This window comes from Mesorhizobium sp. M4A.F.Ca.ET.050.02.1.1 (assembly GCF_003997725.1).
Lineage (GTDB): Bacteria > Pseudomonadota > Alphaproteobacteria > Rhizobiales > Rhizobiaceae > Mesorhizobium.
The window spans coordinates 1-17698 of the sequence record NZ_RZSG01000050.1; the positions used below are offsets into that span (position 1 = coordinate 1).

General features: G+C 64.4%; 16 protein-coding genes. 3 read left to right on the top strand and 13 right to left on the bottom strand.

Features of this window, described 5'->3' with window-relative positions; genetic code table 11:
- Both xseA and EOA33_RS06505 read left to right on the top strand, forming a co-directional pair.
- A partial coding sequence (gene xseA / locus EOA33_RS06500) for an exodeoxyribonuclease VII large subunit (RefSeq protein ID WP_127405257.1) occupies window positions 1-1232 on the top strand: 1232 nt, incomplete at its 5' end.
- A gap of 110 nt (window positions 1233-1342) precedes the next feature.
- A complete protein-coding gene (locus tag EOA33_RS06505; RefSeq protein ID WP_127405258.1) occupies window positions 1343-2467 on the top strand; it encodes a P1 family peptidase in 1125 nt (374 codons plus the stop codon).
- A gap of 49 nt (window positions 2468-2516) precedes the next feature.
- On the opposite strand, the gene EOA33_RS06510 is transcribed toward EOA33_RS06505, so the two are convergent.
- The 12 genes from EOA33_RS06510 to EOA33_RS06565 all read right to left on the bottom strand — a co-directional run bounded on the left by EOA33_RS06510 (window position 2517) and on the right by EOA33_RS06565 (window position 15865).
- Window positions 2517-2771 (bottom strand): DUF768 domain-containing protein, encoded by a 255-nt coding sequence (locus tag EOA33_RS06510; RefSeq protein ID WP_126056423.1) that lies wholly within the window; start codon window positions 2769-2771, stop codon window positions 2517-2519.
- Window positions 2772-3186: 415 nt separating this feature from the next.
- Window positions 3187-4098: an ABC transporter permease gene (locus EOA33_RS06515; protein WP_126056424.1), complete on the bottom strand. Its 912-nt coding sequence runs from the start codon at window positions 4096-4098 to the stop codon at window positions 3187-3189.
- Window positions 4095-5195 carry an ABC transporter permease gene (locus EOA33_RS06520; protein ID WP_126056425.1) on the bottom strand — a complete coding sequence of 367 codons (1101 nt, stop codon included), beginning with the start codon at window positions 5193-5195 and terminating at the stop codon, window positions 4095-4097. The genes EOA33_RS06515 and EOA33_RS06520 overlap by 4 nt, the downstream gene beginning before the upstream one ends.
- Entirely contained in the window at window positions 5192-6715 is a 1524-nt protein-coding gene (locus EOA33_RS06525; RefSeq protein ID WP_127405259.1) for an ABC transporter ATP-binding protein, read from the bottom strand. Before EOA33_RS06525 ends, EOA33_RS06520 begins: the two co-directional genes overlap by 4 nt.
- Before the next feature lie 2 nt (window positions 6716-6717).
- Complete coding sequence (locus EOA33_RS06530; RefSeq protein WP_190234217.1) at window positions 6718-7812, bottom strand: BMP family ABC transporter substrate-binding protein; 1095 nt, start codon at window positions 7810-7812, stop codon at window positions 6718-6720.
- Window positions 7813-7838: 26 nt separating this feature from the next.
- Window positions 7839-9218, bottom strand: coding sequence for an amidohydrolase (locus tag EOA33_RS06535; RefSeq protein ID WP_126056427.1), 1380 nt, complete (start codon window positions 9216-9218; stop codon window positions 7839-7841).
- A 1-nt stretch (window position 9219) separates the two neighbouring features.
- Entirely contained in the window at window positions 9220-9879 is a 660-nt protein-coding gene (locus EOA33_RS06540; RefSeq protein ID WP_126056428.1) for a glutathione S-transferase family protein, read from the bottom strand.
- Window positions 9876-10721, bottom strand: a complete 846-nt coding sequence (locus EOA33_RS06545; RefSeq protein WP_126056429.1) for an aromatic ring-hydroxylating dioxygenase subunit alpha — start codon at window positions 10719-10721, stop codon at window positions 9876-9878. The genes EOA33_RS06540 and EOA33_RS06545 overlap by 4 nt, the downstream gene beginning before the upstream one ends.
- Window positions 10718-11368, bottom strand: coding sequence for a Rieske 2Fe-2S domain-containing protein (locus EOA33_RS06550; protein ID WP_126056430.1), 651 nt, complete (start codon window positions 11366-11368; stop codon window positions 10718-10720). The genes EOA33_RS06545 and EOA33_RS06550 overlap by 4 nt, the downstream gene beginning before the upstream one ends.
- 161 nt (window positions 11369-11529) lie before the next feature.
- Complete coding sequence (locus EOA33_RS06555) at window positions 11530-11799, bottom strand: acylphosphatase (RefSeq protein WP_126059235.1); 270 nt, start codon at window positions 11797-11799, stop codon at window positions 11530-11532.
- 270 nt (window positions 11800-12069) lie between these two features.
- Window positions 12070-13722: an ABC transporter substrate-binding protein gene (locus EOA33_RS06560; RefSeq protein ID WP_126056431.1), complete on the bottom strand. Its 1653-nt coding sequence runs from the start codon at window positions 13720-13722 to the stop codon at window positions 12070-12072.
- Window positions 13723-13867: 145 nt separating this feature from the next.
- On the bottom strand, window positions 13868-15865 hold the full coding sequence (locus EOA33_RS06565) for an FAD-dependent oxidoreductase (RefSeq protein ID WP_126056432.1): 1998 nt from the start codon (window positions 15863-15865) through the stop codon (window positions 13868-13870).
- Window positions 15866-16005: 140 nt separating this feature from the next.
- Here EOA33_RS06565 and EOA33_RS06570 point away from each other — a divergent pair, with 140 nt between their 5' ends.
- Window positions 16006-17004, top strand: a complete 999-nt coding sequence (locus EOA33_RS06570; RefSeq protein WP_126056433.1) for a helix-turn-helix domain-containing protein — start codon at window positions 16006-16008, stop codon at window positions 17002-17004.
- 72 nt (window positions 17005-17076) lie between these two features.
- Here the strand turns inward: EOA33_RS06570 and EOA33_RS39685 are convergent.
- Window positions 17077-17698: helix-turn-helix domain-containing protein (locus EOA33_RS39685; protein ID WP_127405261.1), on the bottom strand; the 622-nt coding region annotated here is incomplete at its 5' end.

The window sequence follows — 17698 nt, forward strand, 5'->3', positions numbered from 1 at the left end:
GGGCCGGCGCGCTGATGGCGCTGCTCGAGGAGCGCAAGCGCCGGCTGCAGGCGGAAGGCCTGTTCGATGCCGGCCGCAAGCGGCGGCTGCCGTTCATGCCCAGCGTCATCGGCGTCGTCACCTCGCCGACCGGCTCGGTGATCCGCGACATCATTCACCGCATCAAGGATCGCTTCCCGCTGCACGTTCTGGTCTGGCCGGTCAGGGTGCAGGGCGAGACGGCCGGCACGGAGGTGACTGGCGCGGTCAATGGCTTCAACGCGCTTACCCGGGATGGCGCCATCCCCCACCCCGACGTGCTGATCGTGGCGCGTGGCGGGGGCAGCCTCGAGGACCTTTGGGGCTTCAACGATGAAAGTCTGGCGCGAGCGGTCGCCGCCTCGCGCATCCCGGTGATATCAGCCGTCGGGCACGAGACGGACTGGACGCTGATCGACTTCGCGGCCGACATGCGGGCGCCGACGCCGACGGGTGCGGCCGAAATGGCCGTGCCGGTCAAAGCCGACCTCGAAGCGACCCTAGCCAGCCTCGGCGCGCGGCTCAAGGCAGCGGCCTCGCGCAATTTCGAGCGCAAGCGCCAGGCGGTACGCGCAGCGGCGCGGGCGTTGCCCTCGCCCGACCAGTTGCTGGCGCTGCCGCGCCGCCGCTTCGACGAGGCGACGAGCCGGCTCGCCCGGGCGCTGACGGTGAGCATCGAGCGCAAGCGGGCAAGGCTGGAGCGGCGGCGGCTGACGCCCGCCACACTGTCCCGCCGCATCAACGAGGCGCGCACGCTGACCGGCCGCGATCTGGCGCGCGCGAAGGCTGCCTTCTTCGCCATCGTGCGCGAAAGGCGGGCACGGTTCAAACGTACCGCTGCACGGCTGTCGCCGGCGCCGATCGCAAGACGACAGAAGGTGCAGGCCGATGCTCTGACCGGGCTGACACGGCGCCAGGACCATGCGATTGCGCGAAGGCTGGACCGGTTGCGCGCGAGCCTGACCCAGGCCGACCGGCTTTTGTCGACGCTTTCGCACAAGGCGGTGCTGGCGCGCGGCTTCGCGCTGGTCAAGGATGCCGAAGGCGCGGTGATCAAGCTGGCGGCGGACGTCGCGCCGGGGGCGGCGCTGTCGCTGGAATTCGCCGACGGCAGCGCCGACGCGATCGCCACCAGCGGCGCCGCGCGGCCGAAGGCGCCTGCCAAGCCCGCTGCCAAGACCAGGGAGCCGGGCAATCAAGGCTCGTTGTTCTAGCGCCGGTCAACCTTTCATGTAATCGCTGAACCGCCCTAAGTATTTGGTTTGACGCAATTCCGGATGGAAAACCGCTACGCACTTTTCCTGGAATTGCTCTAAGGTACGGCATGACAGGACATGATCCGCACCTTGCGACGCCGTCGGGAAGGCCACGCGCCCGATATTTCGGCATCGGCTTCGACGGCACGCCGGGCGAGTCCAACGCCATCACCGACGTGGCCGGCGTGTCAGTGGGCTACACGACGCTGATCTCGGGCGACGGGCCGCTGGTCGTCGGCAAGGGGCCGGTACGCACCGGCGTGACCGCCATCCTGCCCAGGCCGAAGGCGGAACTCGCCACGCCGGTCCTTGCCGGGGTCTTCAGCCAGAACGGCAATGGCGAGCTGACGGGGTCGCACATCATCGAGGAAACCGGCGCCTTCAATTTCCCGGTCACCATCACCAACACGCATTCCTGCGGCGTCACCCGCGACGGCACGCTGCGCTGGATGCACAAGGTGCTGCCGGCCGCGCTCGACACAGGCTGGGGCCTGCCGGTGGCGGCGGAGACCTATGACGGCTTCCTCAACGACGTCAATGGCCATCATGTCAGCTTCGACGATGTGGCCGGCGCCCTCGACAGCGCTGCCGTCGGCGCAATCGAGGAAGGCAGCGTCGGCGGCGGCACCGGCATGATCTCGTTCGGCTTCAAGGCCGGGTCCGGCACCGCCTCGCGCATCGTCGCATGGCAGGACAGCCGCTACACCGTCGGGGTGTTCGTGCAGGCGAATTTCGGCAAGCGGCGCAATTTCACCCTGCGCGGCCAGCGCGTCGGGCCGGATCTCGCCGAACCGGCGATCCGCGAAGGCACACCGCGCGCCGAAAAGGGCTCGATCATCGCCATCGTCGCCACCGACGCGCCCTTGCTGCCGCATCAGATGAAGCGGCTGGCGAGGCGTGTCCCGCTCGGCATCGCCATGACCGGCGGCTACGGCTACCACAGTTCGGGCGACATTTTTCTCGCCTTCTCTACCGCCAACCCGGAGGCCGCGCTGGCGCCGTCAGGCCGGATCGCGCATGCCGATTTCGTCCCTGACGTCGATATCGATCCGTTTTTCGATGCGGTGGTGCAAGGAGTGGAGGAAGCGATCCTCAACGCGCTGGTCGCCAATGAGGACATGACAGGGCGGGACGGCAATTTCGTGCCGGCGCTGCCGAAGGCCTGGCTTCAGGCCAGATTCCCGAACCAGTAGGCGCTGCCTGGGACAGGCGTCCCTCGCCCGGCTGCTCCGGGCCGGGCTATCACTCGGACGGCTTATCCGGATTGGTCTCTTGCTCGCTGGCCTCGGCGGCCTCTTCGAGGCGCGATGCGATCAATTCCTTGATGTCGCCGACCTCTTCCTGGATGTCCTCCAGAAGAATGCCCTCCTCGGCCGCCTTGGCCGCGCACTCCTTGGCAAGGGTCTCGGCCTGCGTCTCGATCTTTGCCGGCGAGTGCTGGCAGTGAACCTTCTCGCCAATCCACTCCCGCAAGAACTCGATCGCATGTTCACTCATACTGCTTTTCCCTAGCGGCTATGCCGGTTGGTAATCATAAACGTCGGCATCCCGCAAAGGATGCATGCTCCCATTCCAGCCGAGTCGGCCTCGCCCGGCAAGTTGATCTTGCCCGAGGTCCACAGGGTGCGAGAGGTGGGAAGGTTCAAGGAACACGTTCTGATCGTTGAGGATGATGGTGGCGGTGGCTGGGATACCCAGCATCATACTATTGTTTCTATTTTGCTTTTCCGGTTTTCAGACCGATTTGCATCACAATAGAGGTCAGCACATTCGCAGCGCCGTCGACCGCACAATACCCAGGGCGCGTCGCCGAAGCCGCCGGTATATAGAGATATCCTCATGCGATGTCGACTCTCCTGGTTCCAGTGCTTCTTTCCGCCGCAATGAGGGGGCCGCCGGGGGTGCTGCGTACCTATCGCTCGAAAGACTCTCCGAGCGAAGCCACGCCGTTGAGCTTGAGCAGGCGCCGGTTCGACGAGATGATGCCAAGTACGATGATTGTCACGAGATAGGGCAGGCTCGACAGAAGTTGCGAGGAAACGCCCAGCCCGGTCGCCTGGGCCGCCAGGCTTGCCAGGGACACGGCGCCGAAGAGGCAGGCGCCGAGGAAGATCCGGCTGGTGAGCCATGTGCCAAAGACGACGAGCGCAATCGCAATCCAGCCGCGCCCGGCGATCATGCCATCGGCCCACAGCGGCGTGTAGACCACGGCTGCGTAGGCGCCGGCGAAACCCGCCAGCACACCGCCGAAGGCGACGGCTGCGAAGCGTACGGCGATCACCGGATAGCCGAGCGCATGCGCCGCCTTGGGGTTCTCACCGACGGCGCGAACGACGAGGCCGGTCTTGGTGTAGGCGAACATCGCCCAGATGGCGACGGTCGCGGCAAGCGAAAGCCACACGACAACGTCCTGGGCGAACAGGCCGCCGAAGACCGGGATATCCGCAAGCCAGGGCAACGAAAGCTTCGGCAGCCCCTTGACCGTGAGGCTTTCATAGCTCTTGCCGAACAGCGCCGAGAGGCCCTGGCCGAGTATGCCGATGGCGAGGCCCACCGCGACCTGGTTGGCGCGGAATCCCAGCGCGATGACAGCAAAGACAAGGGAAAGAGCAGCGCTGGCGAGGCCAGCGGCGAGGAAACCGAGGAGATGCCCGCCGCCTTGATGGACGACGATGAAGGCGATGACCGCCCCGAGGGCCATCAGCCCCTCGATGCCGAGGTTGAGGACGCCGGCCCGCTCGGCCACCAGTTCGCCGAGCGCCGCCAGTAGGAACGGCGTGGCCGCCGCCAGCATCCCGGCGACGATGAACTCGACGGCGTTCATGACGTGCTTCCGTGGACGGCATGGCGCCAGACGAGCCGGTAGCGGACGAAGGCGATGGCGACGAGATAGGCGAGCAGCAGGCTGCCCTGGAAGACCCGGACCGCTGCGACCGGCAGATTTGCCGAGACCATGGCGTTATCGCCACCGATGTAGAGGGCCGCCATCAGCAGCGCGGAAAAGACGATACCGACCGGGTGAAGGCCACCGAGATAGGCGACGATGATGGCGGCGTAGCCGTAGCCGGTCGAGATGGAGCGCTGCAACTGACCAAGCGGGCCAGCCACCTCGGCCGCTCCGGCGAGACCTGCCGCGAAGCCGCCGATGAGCAGCGAAAGCCAGATCGCGCGCCCTTCGTTGAAGCCGGCGTATCCGGCCGCGTGCGGCGCGAGGCCGCCGACCTGCAGCTTGTAGCCAGCGAAACTCTTCTGCATGAAGATCCAGGCGGCGAGGGAGAATGCGAAGGCGACAAGCAGCGAAACATTGACGCGGGTGCCGGGGATCAGGATCGGAACCATCGCATCATACTGGAACATCACCGATTGCGGGAAGTTGAAGCCGTTCGGATCCTTCCATGGGCCGAGAAGCAGATAGTTGAGCAATTGCGCGGCAACCAGCGCCAGCATGAGCGACACGAGAATCTCGTTTGCGTTGAGCCTGACGCGCCAGAAGGCGGTGAGCGATGCCCACAGCGCGCCGCCCAACGCACCGATGACGAGCATGGAGGGCCAGATCCACTGGCCCGTCGCCGCTGGAAACCAGATGGGGATGGCCGATGCGAAGATCGCGCCGAGGACGAACTGGCCCTCGGCGCCAATGTTGAAGACCTTTGCGCGAAAGCCGATCGCAAGCCCCTGCGCGATGAGCAGGAGCGGCCCGGTCTTGAGCAGGACTTCCGAGAACGAGGCCCAGGACAGGAAAGGTTCCAGAAGCATCGTGTGGAAAACGGCCACCGGATCGCGGCCCATCAGGAGGTAGAGCCCGAGATTGAGGAGAGTCGCCAGGCCGAGCGCCACGGGCGGGGCGACCAGCTTCACGGTAAGCGAGGCATGCTCCCGGCGAACCAGAACGGGAAGGAACGGCCTGGAGAGAGCGATCATGCAGGGACTTTCCTGGCCGTCGAATGTGCGCCGATCATGTAGCGGCCGATCTCCTCGGGTCTGGTGTCGCGCGTCACCAATGGCGGGCTCAGCCGGCCCTGATGGATCACCTGGATCGAATCGCAGAGTTCGAACAGCTCCTCCAGTTCCTCCGAGATGACGAGGATGCCCATGCCTTCGTTGCGCAAGGCGACGAGGCGCCGGCGGATGGCGGAGGCCGCGCCGACGTCCACGCCCCAGGTCGGTTGCGCCACGAACAGCAATTTCGGCGACAGCATGATCTCGCGGCCGACGATGAACTTCTGCAGATTGCCCCCCGAGAGCGCGCCGGCCTCCGCTTCGGAACCTGGCGTTCGCACGTCGTATTGGCGGATGCAGTCCTCGGTGAAAGCTTTCGCCCGGGCCGTGTCGACAAGGCCGCGTTTCAGCAGGCCGAACGGATGGGCGGTCAGAAGGCTGTTGAGGACGAGCGACATTTCCGGCACCGCGCCGCGGCCGAGCCGCTCCTCAGGGACGAAAGCGAAGCCCAGCCGGCGGCGTGCCGCCGCATCGAGCGCGCCGACATCCTTTCCCATCATGAAGATACGGTCGGACTTTTCGCGCGGCAGCACCGTCTCGCCCGAGATCAGCGCCGCGAGTTCGCTCTGGCCGTTGCCCGATATGCCCGCGATGCCGAGGATCTCGCCGCCCCGCACCGTCAGGTTGACGTCGGAAAGCGGCACGGCGAAGGGGTCGTCCGGCCGATGGTCGAGGCCGACGATCTCGAGGCGCTTGTCTCCGCCGGAATGCGCGACCGCCGGCATGGGCTGCGGCATGTCGCGGCCGATCATCATGCGGGCGAGGTCGTGCGCGTCATGGTCGCGCGGGTCCACATTGCCGGTGACGCGGCCGCCGCGCAGGATGGTCGCATGGTCGCAGACCGCGCGGATCTCCTCCAGCTTATGCGAGATGAACAGGATGGAAACGCCGCCATCGCGCAGCCGCCGCAACGTCTCGAACAGCTTGTCCACCGATTGCGGCGGCAGGACGGAAGTCGGTTCGTCGAGGATCAGGAGCTGGGGTTCGGTCATCAGGCAGCGGATGATTTCCACCCGCTGCCGCTCCCCGACCGAGAGCGCGTGCACATGGGCGAGCGGATCGACTTCAAGTCCGAAGGCGCGGCCGAGCGCACGGATGCGTTGCGCAAGATCCGATTTGCTTGCGGGCACAACCAGCCGGATGTTCTCCACCACCGTCAGCGTCTCGAACAGGGAGAAATGCTGGAACACCATGCCGATCCCCTTGCGCCTCGCATCTGCCGGGGACGCGAGGGCCAGGGGTTCGCCTTTCCAGATCACCGTTCCGGCGTCGGGCTGCTCGACGCCGTAGATCAGCTTCATCAGCGTCGACTTGCCCGCTCCGTTTTCGCCGAGGATCGCGTGGATCGAGCGCGGAGCCACGTCCAGATCGATGTCTCGATTGGCATGGATCTGGCCGTAGCTCTTGGAGATGCCGCGCAGCGACAGGAGCGGGACGGTCATGGTCACTTGGGCAGCGGCGTGGTGACACCCTTGACGTGCCAGTCCATGGCCAGGATCTCGGCCTCGGTCATCGTCTTGCCGGCGGGGACACCCTCGTTGCCATCGGCCTTGGCGATCGGACCGGCAAAGGGCGAGAAGCTGCCGGCGGCGATCTTGGCTTCAACCTCCTTGATTCTGGCCATCATGTCGGCCGGGATACCCGGGTTCCAGTCAACGACCTCGACAACCTTGTCGCCGACACCCAGGAAAGCGTTGCCACCCTTGAAGGTGCCGGCGATGTGGGCGTCGACCGAGGCCTTGAAGAAGGGCGACCAGTCGGTCGCAACACAGCCAAGATAGGTTTTGGGCGCGTATTTCTTCATCGACGAGTTGAGGTTGAAGGCGGGAACGCCGGCCTCCTCGCAGGCCGAGACGACGGAGGGCGTGTCCTGCGCGTTGGAAAAGATCACATCGCATTTCTGCGCCAACAGCGCCTTGGCGGCCTCCTGCTCCTTGGCCGGATCGAACCAGGAGTTCACCCATACGACCGAAACCTCGACATCGGGCCTCACCGCCTGCGCTCCGAGCGTGAAGGCGTTGATGGAGGTGATCAGCTCGGGAATGGCGAAGGCGGAGACCGAGCCGAGCTTGCCGGTCTTTGAAAGCGCGGCTGCCGCCATGCCCATCAGGTAGGTGCCCTGGGAATACTGGGCCGCGAAGGGCGAGAAGTTCGGCGCCACCTGGAAACCGGAAGCGTGCAGCACGGTGACGTCGGGATTGCGGCGTGCGATCTGCAGGGCGCCATTCTGGTAGCCGAAGGAGCCGGCGATCAGGAACTTGTTGCCGTCGGCGACCGCCTTGTTCATGATCCGGTCGGCATCGGGTCCTTCCTGAATGTTCTCGATGACGGTCACCTTCACCTTGTCGCCGTAGGCCGCCTTCACCGGCTCGAGCCCGTCGGCGAGCGCGCGGCCCCAGCCGACATCGCCGACCGGCGACGGGACCACAAGCACGATACCCAGAGGTTCGTCGGCGGCAAACGCGCGGCCGGCCACCGCGGCGACGAGCCCGGAGGCGGCCGCGCCCTTCATCAACGTTCTGCGGGTAAGTTTTGTCAGCATGTCGGTTCCCCTTGTTTTGGTTGCTAAAATTCCACCGTCGCGAGCGCCGCCTCGGCTTGCGCGAACAGCCGGGCCTCGTCGAGGCCCGGGAACTCGCCCTTGGCCCAGACGATGCGGCCGTTGATCATGGTCATGTCGGTCGGCGCGCCGATGCCCACCTTGGCCAGCAGGCTCAGCGGATCGTGCCTGGTGCCGACATAGTCCATGCGCCGCGTGTCGATGGCGAATAGGTCGGCGGCCATGCCGGGCGCCAGCCTGCCGATGTCGCCGCGCCCGAGCAGCGCCGCGCCCCCGGTCGTCGCATAGCCGAGAAAATCGGCCGGCGGCGGCACCGGATGGCCGCGCGTCGACGCCGCCAGGCATTGCAGCATGTAGGCGGAATGGATGCAGTGCATCAGGTTGGAATTGTCGTTCGAGGCGGCGCCGTCGCAGCCCAGACCCACATTGAGCCCGAAGGCCGACATCGCCGGAATGTCGGTGATTTCGGCGCCGACGAGATAGACCGGCTCCGGGCAGTGAGCGACGCCGGTGCCGCTGGCGGCCATCTTGCGCAACTCGTCGTGGGTCAGTTCCCAGCAATGGGCATAGAACGCATCCGGCCCGCAGAAGCCGATCTCCGCGCAATAGTCCACCGTGCGCATGCCGTGACGGGCCTCGATGACCGGGCTTTCGCCCTCGCCGACATGGGTATGCAGGCGCACCCCGCGGTCGCGCGCCAGCGCCACCGATTCCACGAAGGTCTCGCGATAGCAGTTGACCGGCTGGCAGGGCGCGACGACGACCTGGCGCGTGCTGAAAGGACCGGCATCATGATAGGCGTCGATCAGCCGGGCGCAGTCGGCGATGAACTCGTCGGTCGTTTCCAGCATCGCGTCGGGGATGGTCGAGCCTTCCGATTTCGGCAGCGTGTTGCCGCCGCGTCCGGCATGGAAGCGCATGCCGAGGAGTTCGGCCGCTTCGAACTGCCGGTCGACCAGCCGTTTGCCGGCATGCCGCGGAAAGCAATACTGATGGTCGAACGCCGTCGTGCAGCCGTGCTTTATCAACTCGGCCATCGCTGTGACCGACGCGTGGTAGAAGCATTCCTCGGTCAGCCGCGAGAAGACGGGATAGATGCGGTCGAGCCATTCGATGACCGACAGCTTCGTCCAGTCCAGATCGGCGCGGTTGCGCACGAAGCATTGAAAGAAGTGGTGATGGGTGTTGACGAGGCCGGGATAGACAAACCAGCCGGCGGCGTCCCACGCTACCGTCCCGGCGGGCAGCTCCGCCTTGTCGATACCTTCGCCGATGGCGCGTATCGCCGGGCCGTCGGTCAGGACATCGACATTGCGCCGGACGTCAGGACCGTTGCCCTCGTCGACGATGACCGCAGCGCAGTTCTTCAACAGATAGCCAGCCACGTCAGGCCTCGCCGACTTCTGGCACGGGCTCGGGCTTCAGTTCGTGCAGCCGGTGGATGCCGGGCATCTCGATGAAGCCATCGATGGCGCGGATCGCCCGCGACCAGAGCCGGATCGCAGGATAGGGATCGAGCGAAACACCGCCGTCCGGCGCCAGCGCCACATAGGGAAAGCAGGCGATGTCGGCGATCGTCGGCCGGTTCGACGCAAGGAAGCGCTGGCCGCGGATCTGCTGTTCGACAAGGCCAGCCTCCAGCTCCCGCAGGGCCGCTACCCCCTGCCCTTGGAGGACAGCGATATTGCCCGGACGCAGCAGCATCTCGTGCAGGCGCGCGGCGCCCAGGCTGGCGGTAAGCCGGTGCGCGAAGGAAAGCCATTGCTGGACGCGCGCCGCCTGCCCGGCCGTATCGTTGCCCAGCCATTGCGGCGCCACCTTGGCGGCGAGGTAGACCAGCATGGCCGAGGATTCGGTGAGGACAAGATCGCCATCCTCCAGGATCGGGATCGAACCCGCCGGGTTCAGCGCCATGAGCTCAGGACCGCGATGCTCGACACCGGGATGGAAGTCGACAGGGCGGATGTCGAGCGTCACCCCGGTCAGCGCAGCCATGAGGCGCACCTTGTAGCAGCTCGGCGACAGCACGTAGTCGAAGAGCTTCATTGCGCCACCAGTTGCGCGCCGTAGGTGTAGCCATGACGTTTCAGCCAGCGCCGGTAGGCAACCGAGGTGAGGTCCGCTCTCGTGGGGATCTCCATGCCGGGATCCAGCGGCAGCAGCCCCGGAATCTGGTTTTCGAGGATTGACCGGTCCTGGACGAAGATCGTCTGCTGGAAGTGGATGAGGTCCGTCATCGGCGTTTCGTCGTCGAACAGCGCCATCCATGGCCAGACATCGCACAGATCTTCGGCAAGCGGCTGCACGAAAAGCGTGATGACGTCCCATTCACCCGGGCGCGGCGGGCAGGTCTTGTAGAGGATCGAGCAGGTCGGCGCGGGCACGCGATACATGTATTCCGTGGTGATGCCGCCCTCCGCCGACTTGGCGGCCTGCGGCTGGTAGAACTTCACCTGGGTCGCCCAAACCTCGTCTTCGTCCTCCCGGATCTCGACCTTGTAGTTCTGCACCTCGGTGTGCGGTTCGGCCCCCAATATGTCGGTGTGCACGAAAGGAAAATGCGCAATGTCGAGGAAGTTCTCCACCGCGCGCAGCGGCGAGCAGCGCACGCGCACCACCCCGACATCGACGAGCCGGCGGCCGGGCTGATCGGCCTCGGGGATTGCAAACAACGGCTTTTGCGGGTCGCCGAGCGACGACCAGACATGGCCATAGCGGATGCAGGCCGGCAGGGCACGTCCGTTGCCGCCGGTCACCGTCGCGTTCCCGTCTTCGCCGCGCCTCAGCTCGATCGGCTCGCCCATGAGGGCCGTCTTGCGTCCATGCGCGTCAAGCTGGCTGGCAAGGCCGACCGGATACCATTCGTCGATCATCGCGTTACGGGTCATCGGGCGATCCCGCCGCGCGAATTATCCTCGGCCGCCCGCCGCAGCGCCTCTGCGGCCCTCGATGCGGCGATACGCTCGGCCTGACTGCTGCCCTGGTCCACCAGAACATGCATCAGCGTCCGCGCCTTCCCTTGCGGAGCAAGCAGCAGCTGGACGGTCCGGGCATTCTCGGTGTAGCCGAGCAGGCCTCCGTCGGCCTTGGTGCCCGCGACCGCCTCCAGCGCCGCGATGTCCGCTTCCACCATCATCGAGCGCAGGGGGGCGAGGCCCTCGAACCGGGGCGGCCCGGCGGCGGGTTCGCCAACGGAAATCCACATGATACCGCCGCCGTCCTCGACGGGCTGCGTCGCGACACGAATCGTGTCCGGCGGCGCCAGTGCCGGATGGGCCGGAATGCGCAGGCAGTTTCCCGCCTGGGCATAGCTCCAGCCGTGATAGATGCAGGACAGGCTCTCACCGCGCACGAAGCCATGGGAAAGGCGCATGCCGCGATGCGGGCATCTGTCGGCGAAGGCCGCCGCACGGCCGGAACGGCTTCGCCAAAGGGCAATCGGCCCGGCTGGGGATTGCGCCGGGATTACGGTTCCCGCCGGCAGGTCCGCGGAGAGGGCAACAGGCATCCATGAGCCAGTCGGATAGGGCGGCATGCATCAACTTTCAAACGACACCTAGCATCTTCCCGAGCGCGGCTTCGCGGTCAAGGATATGCTAATAAGCTCGGTTACGTTTGCACAACATTTCCTCACTGGCAACAATAGCCTAAAAAAGGTGCATGACGCCGTGGCAGGCAAGACCTGCGACTGCAAAGCTAGCCCGATTCGCTCTCGATCGGCGCCCGGCGAATGGTCTCGACCCAGACATCGATTGGTCCAAGAGAGCACCCCATCTCCATCATGTCGATGAGTTCGGCCGGGCCGGCAACTTCGAGTTCGATCCGGTCGGGACCGGTGACGCATATTGCCTGCGCGAGCCCGAGCTTGGCGGCATGACGCTCGATCCACGGAAGAAAGGATGCCGCCTCGACATCGCCGAGGATCGTCATGCGTTCCCGCGCAGAACGTGGGTTTTGCTCGCTCATCGAGACCTTCATGATTCGTCCGCGGCCGTCACGGCGGGACAGGATACGACTGTTTCGACTGCCGCACAAAAGATACCGGAAGAAGGTAGTGGGGCAGACTACCCAGTCGGTTTGGTGAGTGAAAACGCGAAGACGCCGCGGCCAGCCGGAACGGACTGTCCGCGACGTCGGTGGGCGGCAACCTTCATGCTTGCGTGAGAGCACAGTATTGCCCTTCCTAGGGAAAGGGCATCCGCAGCCACCACTGGCCGTCAGCGAAAAGCAAAAGCGTCAGTCTTGCTCCAGCCAGACCTTCTCCAGATCCATCTGGAAGGTCGGGTGGATGGAGTAGTTCTTCACCTTCTTGCTCATGTGATTGTAGAGCTTCTGCCAATAGGGCTGGATGATGATCCCCGAGTCCTGGATTATGGTCTCGATGTCCTTCATCACTTCCCGCCGCTTTTCGGGCGCGCTTACCGACAGAGCCTCCTTGAGCTTCTTGTCGAACTCCGGATCGGAGTAGCCGGTCTCGTTCCAGGCCTCGCCCGTTCGAAACGCCAGTGCCAGCACCTGGACGCCAAGCGGGCGCATGTACCAAACGGTGACGGAGTAAGGATACTTCGTCCAGTCGTTCCAGAAGGTCGAGCCCGGCAGCACCGTGCGCTTGACCTTGATGCCGGCGTCGCGAAGCTGGGCGGCAATCGCGTCCCCCGTGCTCTTGTTCCAGTCATCGTCGACGGTGATCAGCTCGTGCTCGAAATCCGCCTGGCCGGCTTCCGCCATCAGTTTCTTTGCTCCCGCCGCGTCGCGCGCCTTCTTTGGCAGCGGGTAGTATTCGGGGTGAATCGGGCTGACGAAATGATTTTCGCCGACTGTCCCGCGTCCGGCATAGCCCAGTTGGAGGACGACGTCGTTGTCGACCGCCATCTGGAGCGCGTTGCGCACGCGCTTATCGTCATACGGTTTTTGCGTGACGTTGGTGCGCGCAACCAGCGTCGTCGCGGTCTGGATCTCAGTCTGGTGAAGTCCAAGCCCGTCCAGGATCTCGACATAGTCCGCGCCAGTTTCATTGTTTAGGTCAACCTCGCCAGCCTCGAAGGCATTCACCATCGCGTTCGGGTCGGTTCCATAGTCGATGAACTCGATCCCATCGAGCATCGCTTCTCCGCTCCACCATTTTCCGCTCTCGCGCCGTTTCAAGACTGCCTTCTGGCCGACATCGTAGGAGACGAGCTCGAATGCACCGGTGCCGATCGGTTTCGTGACCGGATTGGCGCCGTCGGCGTCAAAGTTGCGGTGCACGACCAAGGCGGGGTAGTCGGTGAGACCGGCAATGAGCGCGATATCCGGGTCGCTCGGCGAGAGCTTGACCGTGTGATCATCGACCTTGGTAACGGCACCCTCGCGCGCCTTGCCGGTCTTCTGGTCGACCAGGCTGTTGACGCGTGCGGCCATGGAATTGCCCGCCGCCTTCTTGTCGCACCAGCGGTTGAAGCTATGGACGACATCGTCGGCGTTGAAGGCGTCGCCATTGTTCCAGGTCACGCCCTTGCGGATATGGAGCACGTATTCGGTGGCGTCGCTGTTGACCTCCCAGCTTTCCAGAAGCACCGGCTCGAAGGTGAATTCGCGGGTGTACCTGACCAGCGGCTCCAGCCAGGCGCGGCTGATATTGGCCATCTCTACCCAATCATAGGTGCGCGGGTCCTTCTGTTGCTTCACGACCATGGCGACGCGAAGCGTTCCACCCTTCTTGCCTTCCTCGGCGAACGCCGGGGCCGGCGCGGCCAGGCCAACCATGCCGTAGGCAACCGCAGTTGATGCGCCGAATGCGCTGGCCATCGCGAGGAATTCGCGCCGGTCCATAAGGCCCTCACGAACGTCCTTCGCCATACGCGTTATCGCTTTTGGAACGCGGGTTCCGCCGCTTTTGAAAAACTTCATTTTGAGTGCTCCCTGTTGATGATTGCTTGTCTCTCACGCGCTGCCCAAACCAAATGTCGAACCCCTGCATAGCGGCCGGTTTCTCGGACCTCAGGACCGCCGCCTCTCTGCCCGACCCGGCCAACAATGTCGGCTGGCTGCCGGTCTAGATCGACTGGCCAAGCACCCTCCCCTCGTAGATCGCCGCCACGGCAAGCCGCGGCGCCAGCGCGTCGCCGATGACCTTCGGTTTCAGCGCGGGCGCCTGTTCCTCGAGATCGTCCCGTACCCCCGTGTCGGATACGTTGGTGGTGGCCAGGACGAGTGTGTCGGCATCGATCACGGTTTCGGTCCCATCGAGATGGCACCTGACCGTCGCGCCGTCGCCATGCCATGCCTTGACCACCGCGTCGGTTATCCAGTCGCCGCCCGCGCTCTTCAGCCGGGCGCGCGCAACGCCGTCGCTTTCCGTGCGTTGCAGGAAACGGCCTACCACTGGCCAGGACGTAACCACGGTGACGCGATGGCCACGCGCCACGATTTCGAGCGCGGTGCCGAGGCCCCGCCAATCACCCGTGTCATCGATGAGGAGCACATGGTCGCCCAGGCGTGCCGTCCGGGTCATCACATCCTCGACTGACCAGACATTGGGCAAGTCGACCCCTGGAAGGCGGTCCTGCCCAGGCAGTCCACGCTGGAAGCCCGTGCCGGCGGGTTGCGAGCCCGTCGCGATGACGATTTCCTCGAAGTCGCGGCCGGCGACCTCCCCGGCATCGAGCGGTGTATTGAACAGCAGACTGACGCCCAGTCTGGTCAACTGCCGTTCGTACCAGTTGATCAATTCCAGGATTTGAGACCGCCGCGCCTGCAAACCCGCGAGCCTGAACTGTCCGCCGAGTTGCGGGCCGGCCTCCGCGAGCGTGACGCTGTGGCCGCGCTCGGCGGCAACGCGGGCCGCTTCGAGCCCTGCCGGTCCGCCCCCGACCACCAAGACGCGCTTCGGCTGCATGCTCGGCGCGAAGCGGTCGCCACCCCATTCGAATTCGCGGCCGGCCGAGGGGTTGACGAGGCACGAGATCCAATAGTCCCTGGAGCGCCTTCCCCAACACATCTGGTTGCATGAGATGCAGCCGCGAATGTCGGCGTCGCGGCCGCTGGCCACCTTGTTGACCCAGTGCGGATCCGCGATCTGGCCGCGCACGATGCTGACCATGTCGGCCTGGCGCGACGAGATAACCTCGTTGGCATTTTCGGGTGTGCGGATATGGCTTTCGGCCTGGACGCGGGTGTGTTTGCAGACCTCCTTCAACGCATGGGCGTTGGGGGCGCCGAGCTTGTCGGGGAAGAGGAACGTCGGCATGACCGAGGAGTGATCGAAGTAACTGCCGGTGCCGCAGCTGATGTAGTCGATCAGGGCGCGCGCATCATGATAGGCGGCAATCTCCTGGAGCAGCTCCGTGTTCATCCCGACTTCAACCGAGGCGTCGATGCTCGAGGCTAGGCCGATGATGAACCCATCGCCGGTCACCGAACGGATGCGCGAGGTGATCTCGGTCGAGAACCGCATCCTGTTTTCGAACCTGCCGCCCCAGCGGTCGTCGCGCCGGTTCGACCATGGCAGCCAGAATTGCTCGATCAGCGAGTTGTAGGGGCCGAACAACTCCACCCCGTCGAAGCCGCATTTCTTGGCCCGGACAGCGGCGCCAACAAAGCTTTCGATGATCTCCTCGATCTCGGCTTCACGCATACGATGGCTGCCGTCCCCATCGTGATAAGACGGCAGGCCCGAGGGAGACCAATTCGGACTATAGGAATTGTCGTAATCTCCGTGCTGGCCGACGTGATACAGCTGGTGGATCATCACCGCGCCTTCCGCCTTGCAGGCGTCGGTGATCGCCCTGAAGCCAGGGATCACCGCATCGTCATCATGTCGGAAATTGCCGCGCGTCAGCCGAGCCGTCCGGTGGACCGGCATCGGCTCGACCACGATCATGGCCGCGCCTCCCCTGGCCCGTTCCAGGTAGTAGCCCAGGTGGCGCGCTCCGGGCATGCCATCTTCGGCCATGTTGGCGGTATGAGCGCCGAAGTTGATGCGGTTGCGGAGCGTCTTGTGGCGCAGCTGGAGCGGCTCGAGGATTTTGGAAAAAGCCGGCGTCAACGTCATGTCAGGGGAGTCTCTGCTCGCGAGCGCTCACTCGTTGGATGGTCAAACATTAGCGGTCTGCGAAATTCACGAATTGTGATTGCGACACGTTTTTCATAAGAATTGCGCTGGCGTGCTCTGCGTTGGAAAGGCGCCCGGATTTGACACCCGCACTGAAAACGCCTGATCGCGTCGGGCTGCCCTATCTGAAGGTCGGCATCATTCTTTGTCCGAGCTTCACCCTGACGCCGATGGCGAGCTTCGTGGATGCGCTTCGATTGGCCGCTGACCGGCAGGATCAGAGCCGGCAGGTCTATTTCGCCTGGGATTTCATTGCGGCGGGGCCGCTACCGGTGCGCGCAAGCTGCGGCCTAGAGATGGCCGCGACGGGAAACCTGGATGATCCAGCCACATACGACTGCCTGGCCGTGTGCGGCGGGCTGGTCCGGGATATGGAAACGATCCATGCGGCGACATTCGATTACCTGCAGGCAGCGGACAGGCGCGGCATCCCCATCATCGGCCTGTGCACGGGCAGCTTTGTGCTGGCACAGGCAGGGCTTCTCAGGCATCGCGAATGCGCTTTGCACTTTGACACGCTGGGCGAGTTCGTGGCGAGGTACCACCATGCCAGCCCGGTCACCAACCAAAACTATGTCATCGATGGAAATATCGTTACATGCCCGGGGAGCATCGTGGCGATTGAGGTCGCGGCCTTCCTGATCGCGCACTACAGCAATGCCGGCAGGGCGCAAAAAGCCCTCAATTACCTTCTCTTCAAACCCGAGGAACCGCGCATCGCCTTGCGGACGAAACCTTACGAGGAGGCACTCGGGGCGGCATCGCGACTGACCGTAGAGGCGGTGAAGGTGATGGAGACCCGCATCGATGCGCCATGCTCGATCGAGGAACTCGCGCATTCCCTGAACACTTCCAAGGCGCGCCTGAATCGCGCCTTCCTCGCAGACCTGCAATCCGCGCCAGCCGTGTTCTGGCGACGGATACGTCTACTCGCAGCGCGTGAACTCCTGGCGAGCCGACGGCGAAGTGTCACGGAGATCGCCTATGAAACAGGATTCAGCGACACTGCGCATTTCTGCAGCAGTTTCAAGAAGCACTTTTCGATGACCCCCAAGCAATTCAGGCGGATTGGGAAATGAGCCCGTCGGGGTCAAGCGCTGACGGATTCGAAACGGCCTTCCCCAAAACGACCAAGGGTCCTGGCCGATCAACTATCCAAGTCCGGGGCCTACCCAGGCCGGCACCATTGCTCGACACTGTTGCGGCGATATCCCGTTGAAGGCCCTGAAGCACTTTGCAAAATGCGAGGCTGACATGAACCCGCAGGCGATGGCTATGTCGATGATGGACATGCGCGTGCCTTCGATCAGGCGCTTGGCATGGTCCGTGCGTATCCGCAGATAGTGCCGCACCGGCGGCACCTCGATATGAGCAGCAAACAAGCGTTCCAGTTGACGCCGCGACACTCCGGCCCGATGCGCAACCTCATCCATGGAGAGCGGAAATTCGACATTCTCCTCCATGATCCGCATTGCCATCAGAAGCTTGTCACTCACGCCGGCAAAGGCAAGACCTGAAGGCCCGGTCTGGCGGTTTGACCCCGAACGCTGACCTTCGACGGTCGCGTGCCGGCAGACCTCTTGAGCAATGTAGTCGCCTGCGTGGCTCCCGATCAGGTCGACTGCGAGGTCAAATGCCGCCAGCTCGCCAGCGCAAGTCGAATATTGCCCATCCTTGACGAACAGGGAATCTCGTATTCGCGGCTGGTTGAAAACTTCGGCAAATGCGGCGAGCCGGGACCAGTGGATCGTGCAGCGCGTTCCCGCAAGCAGA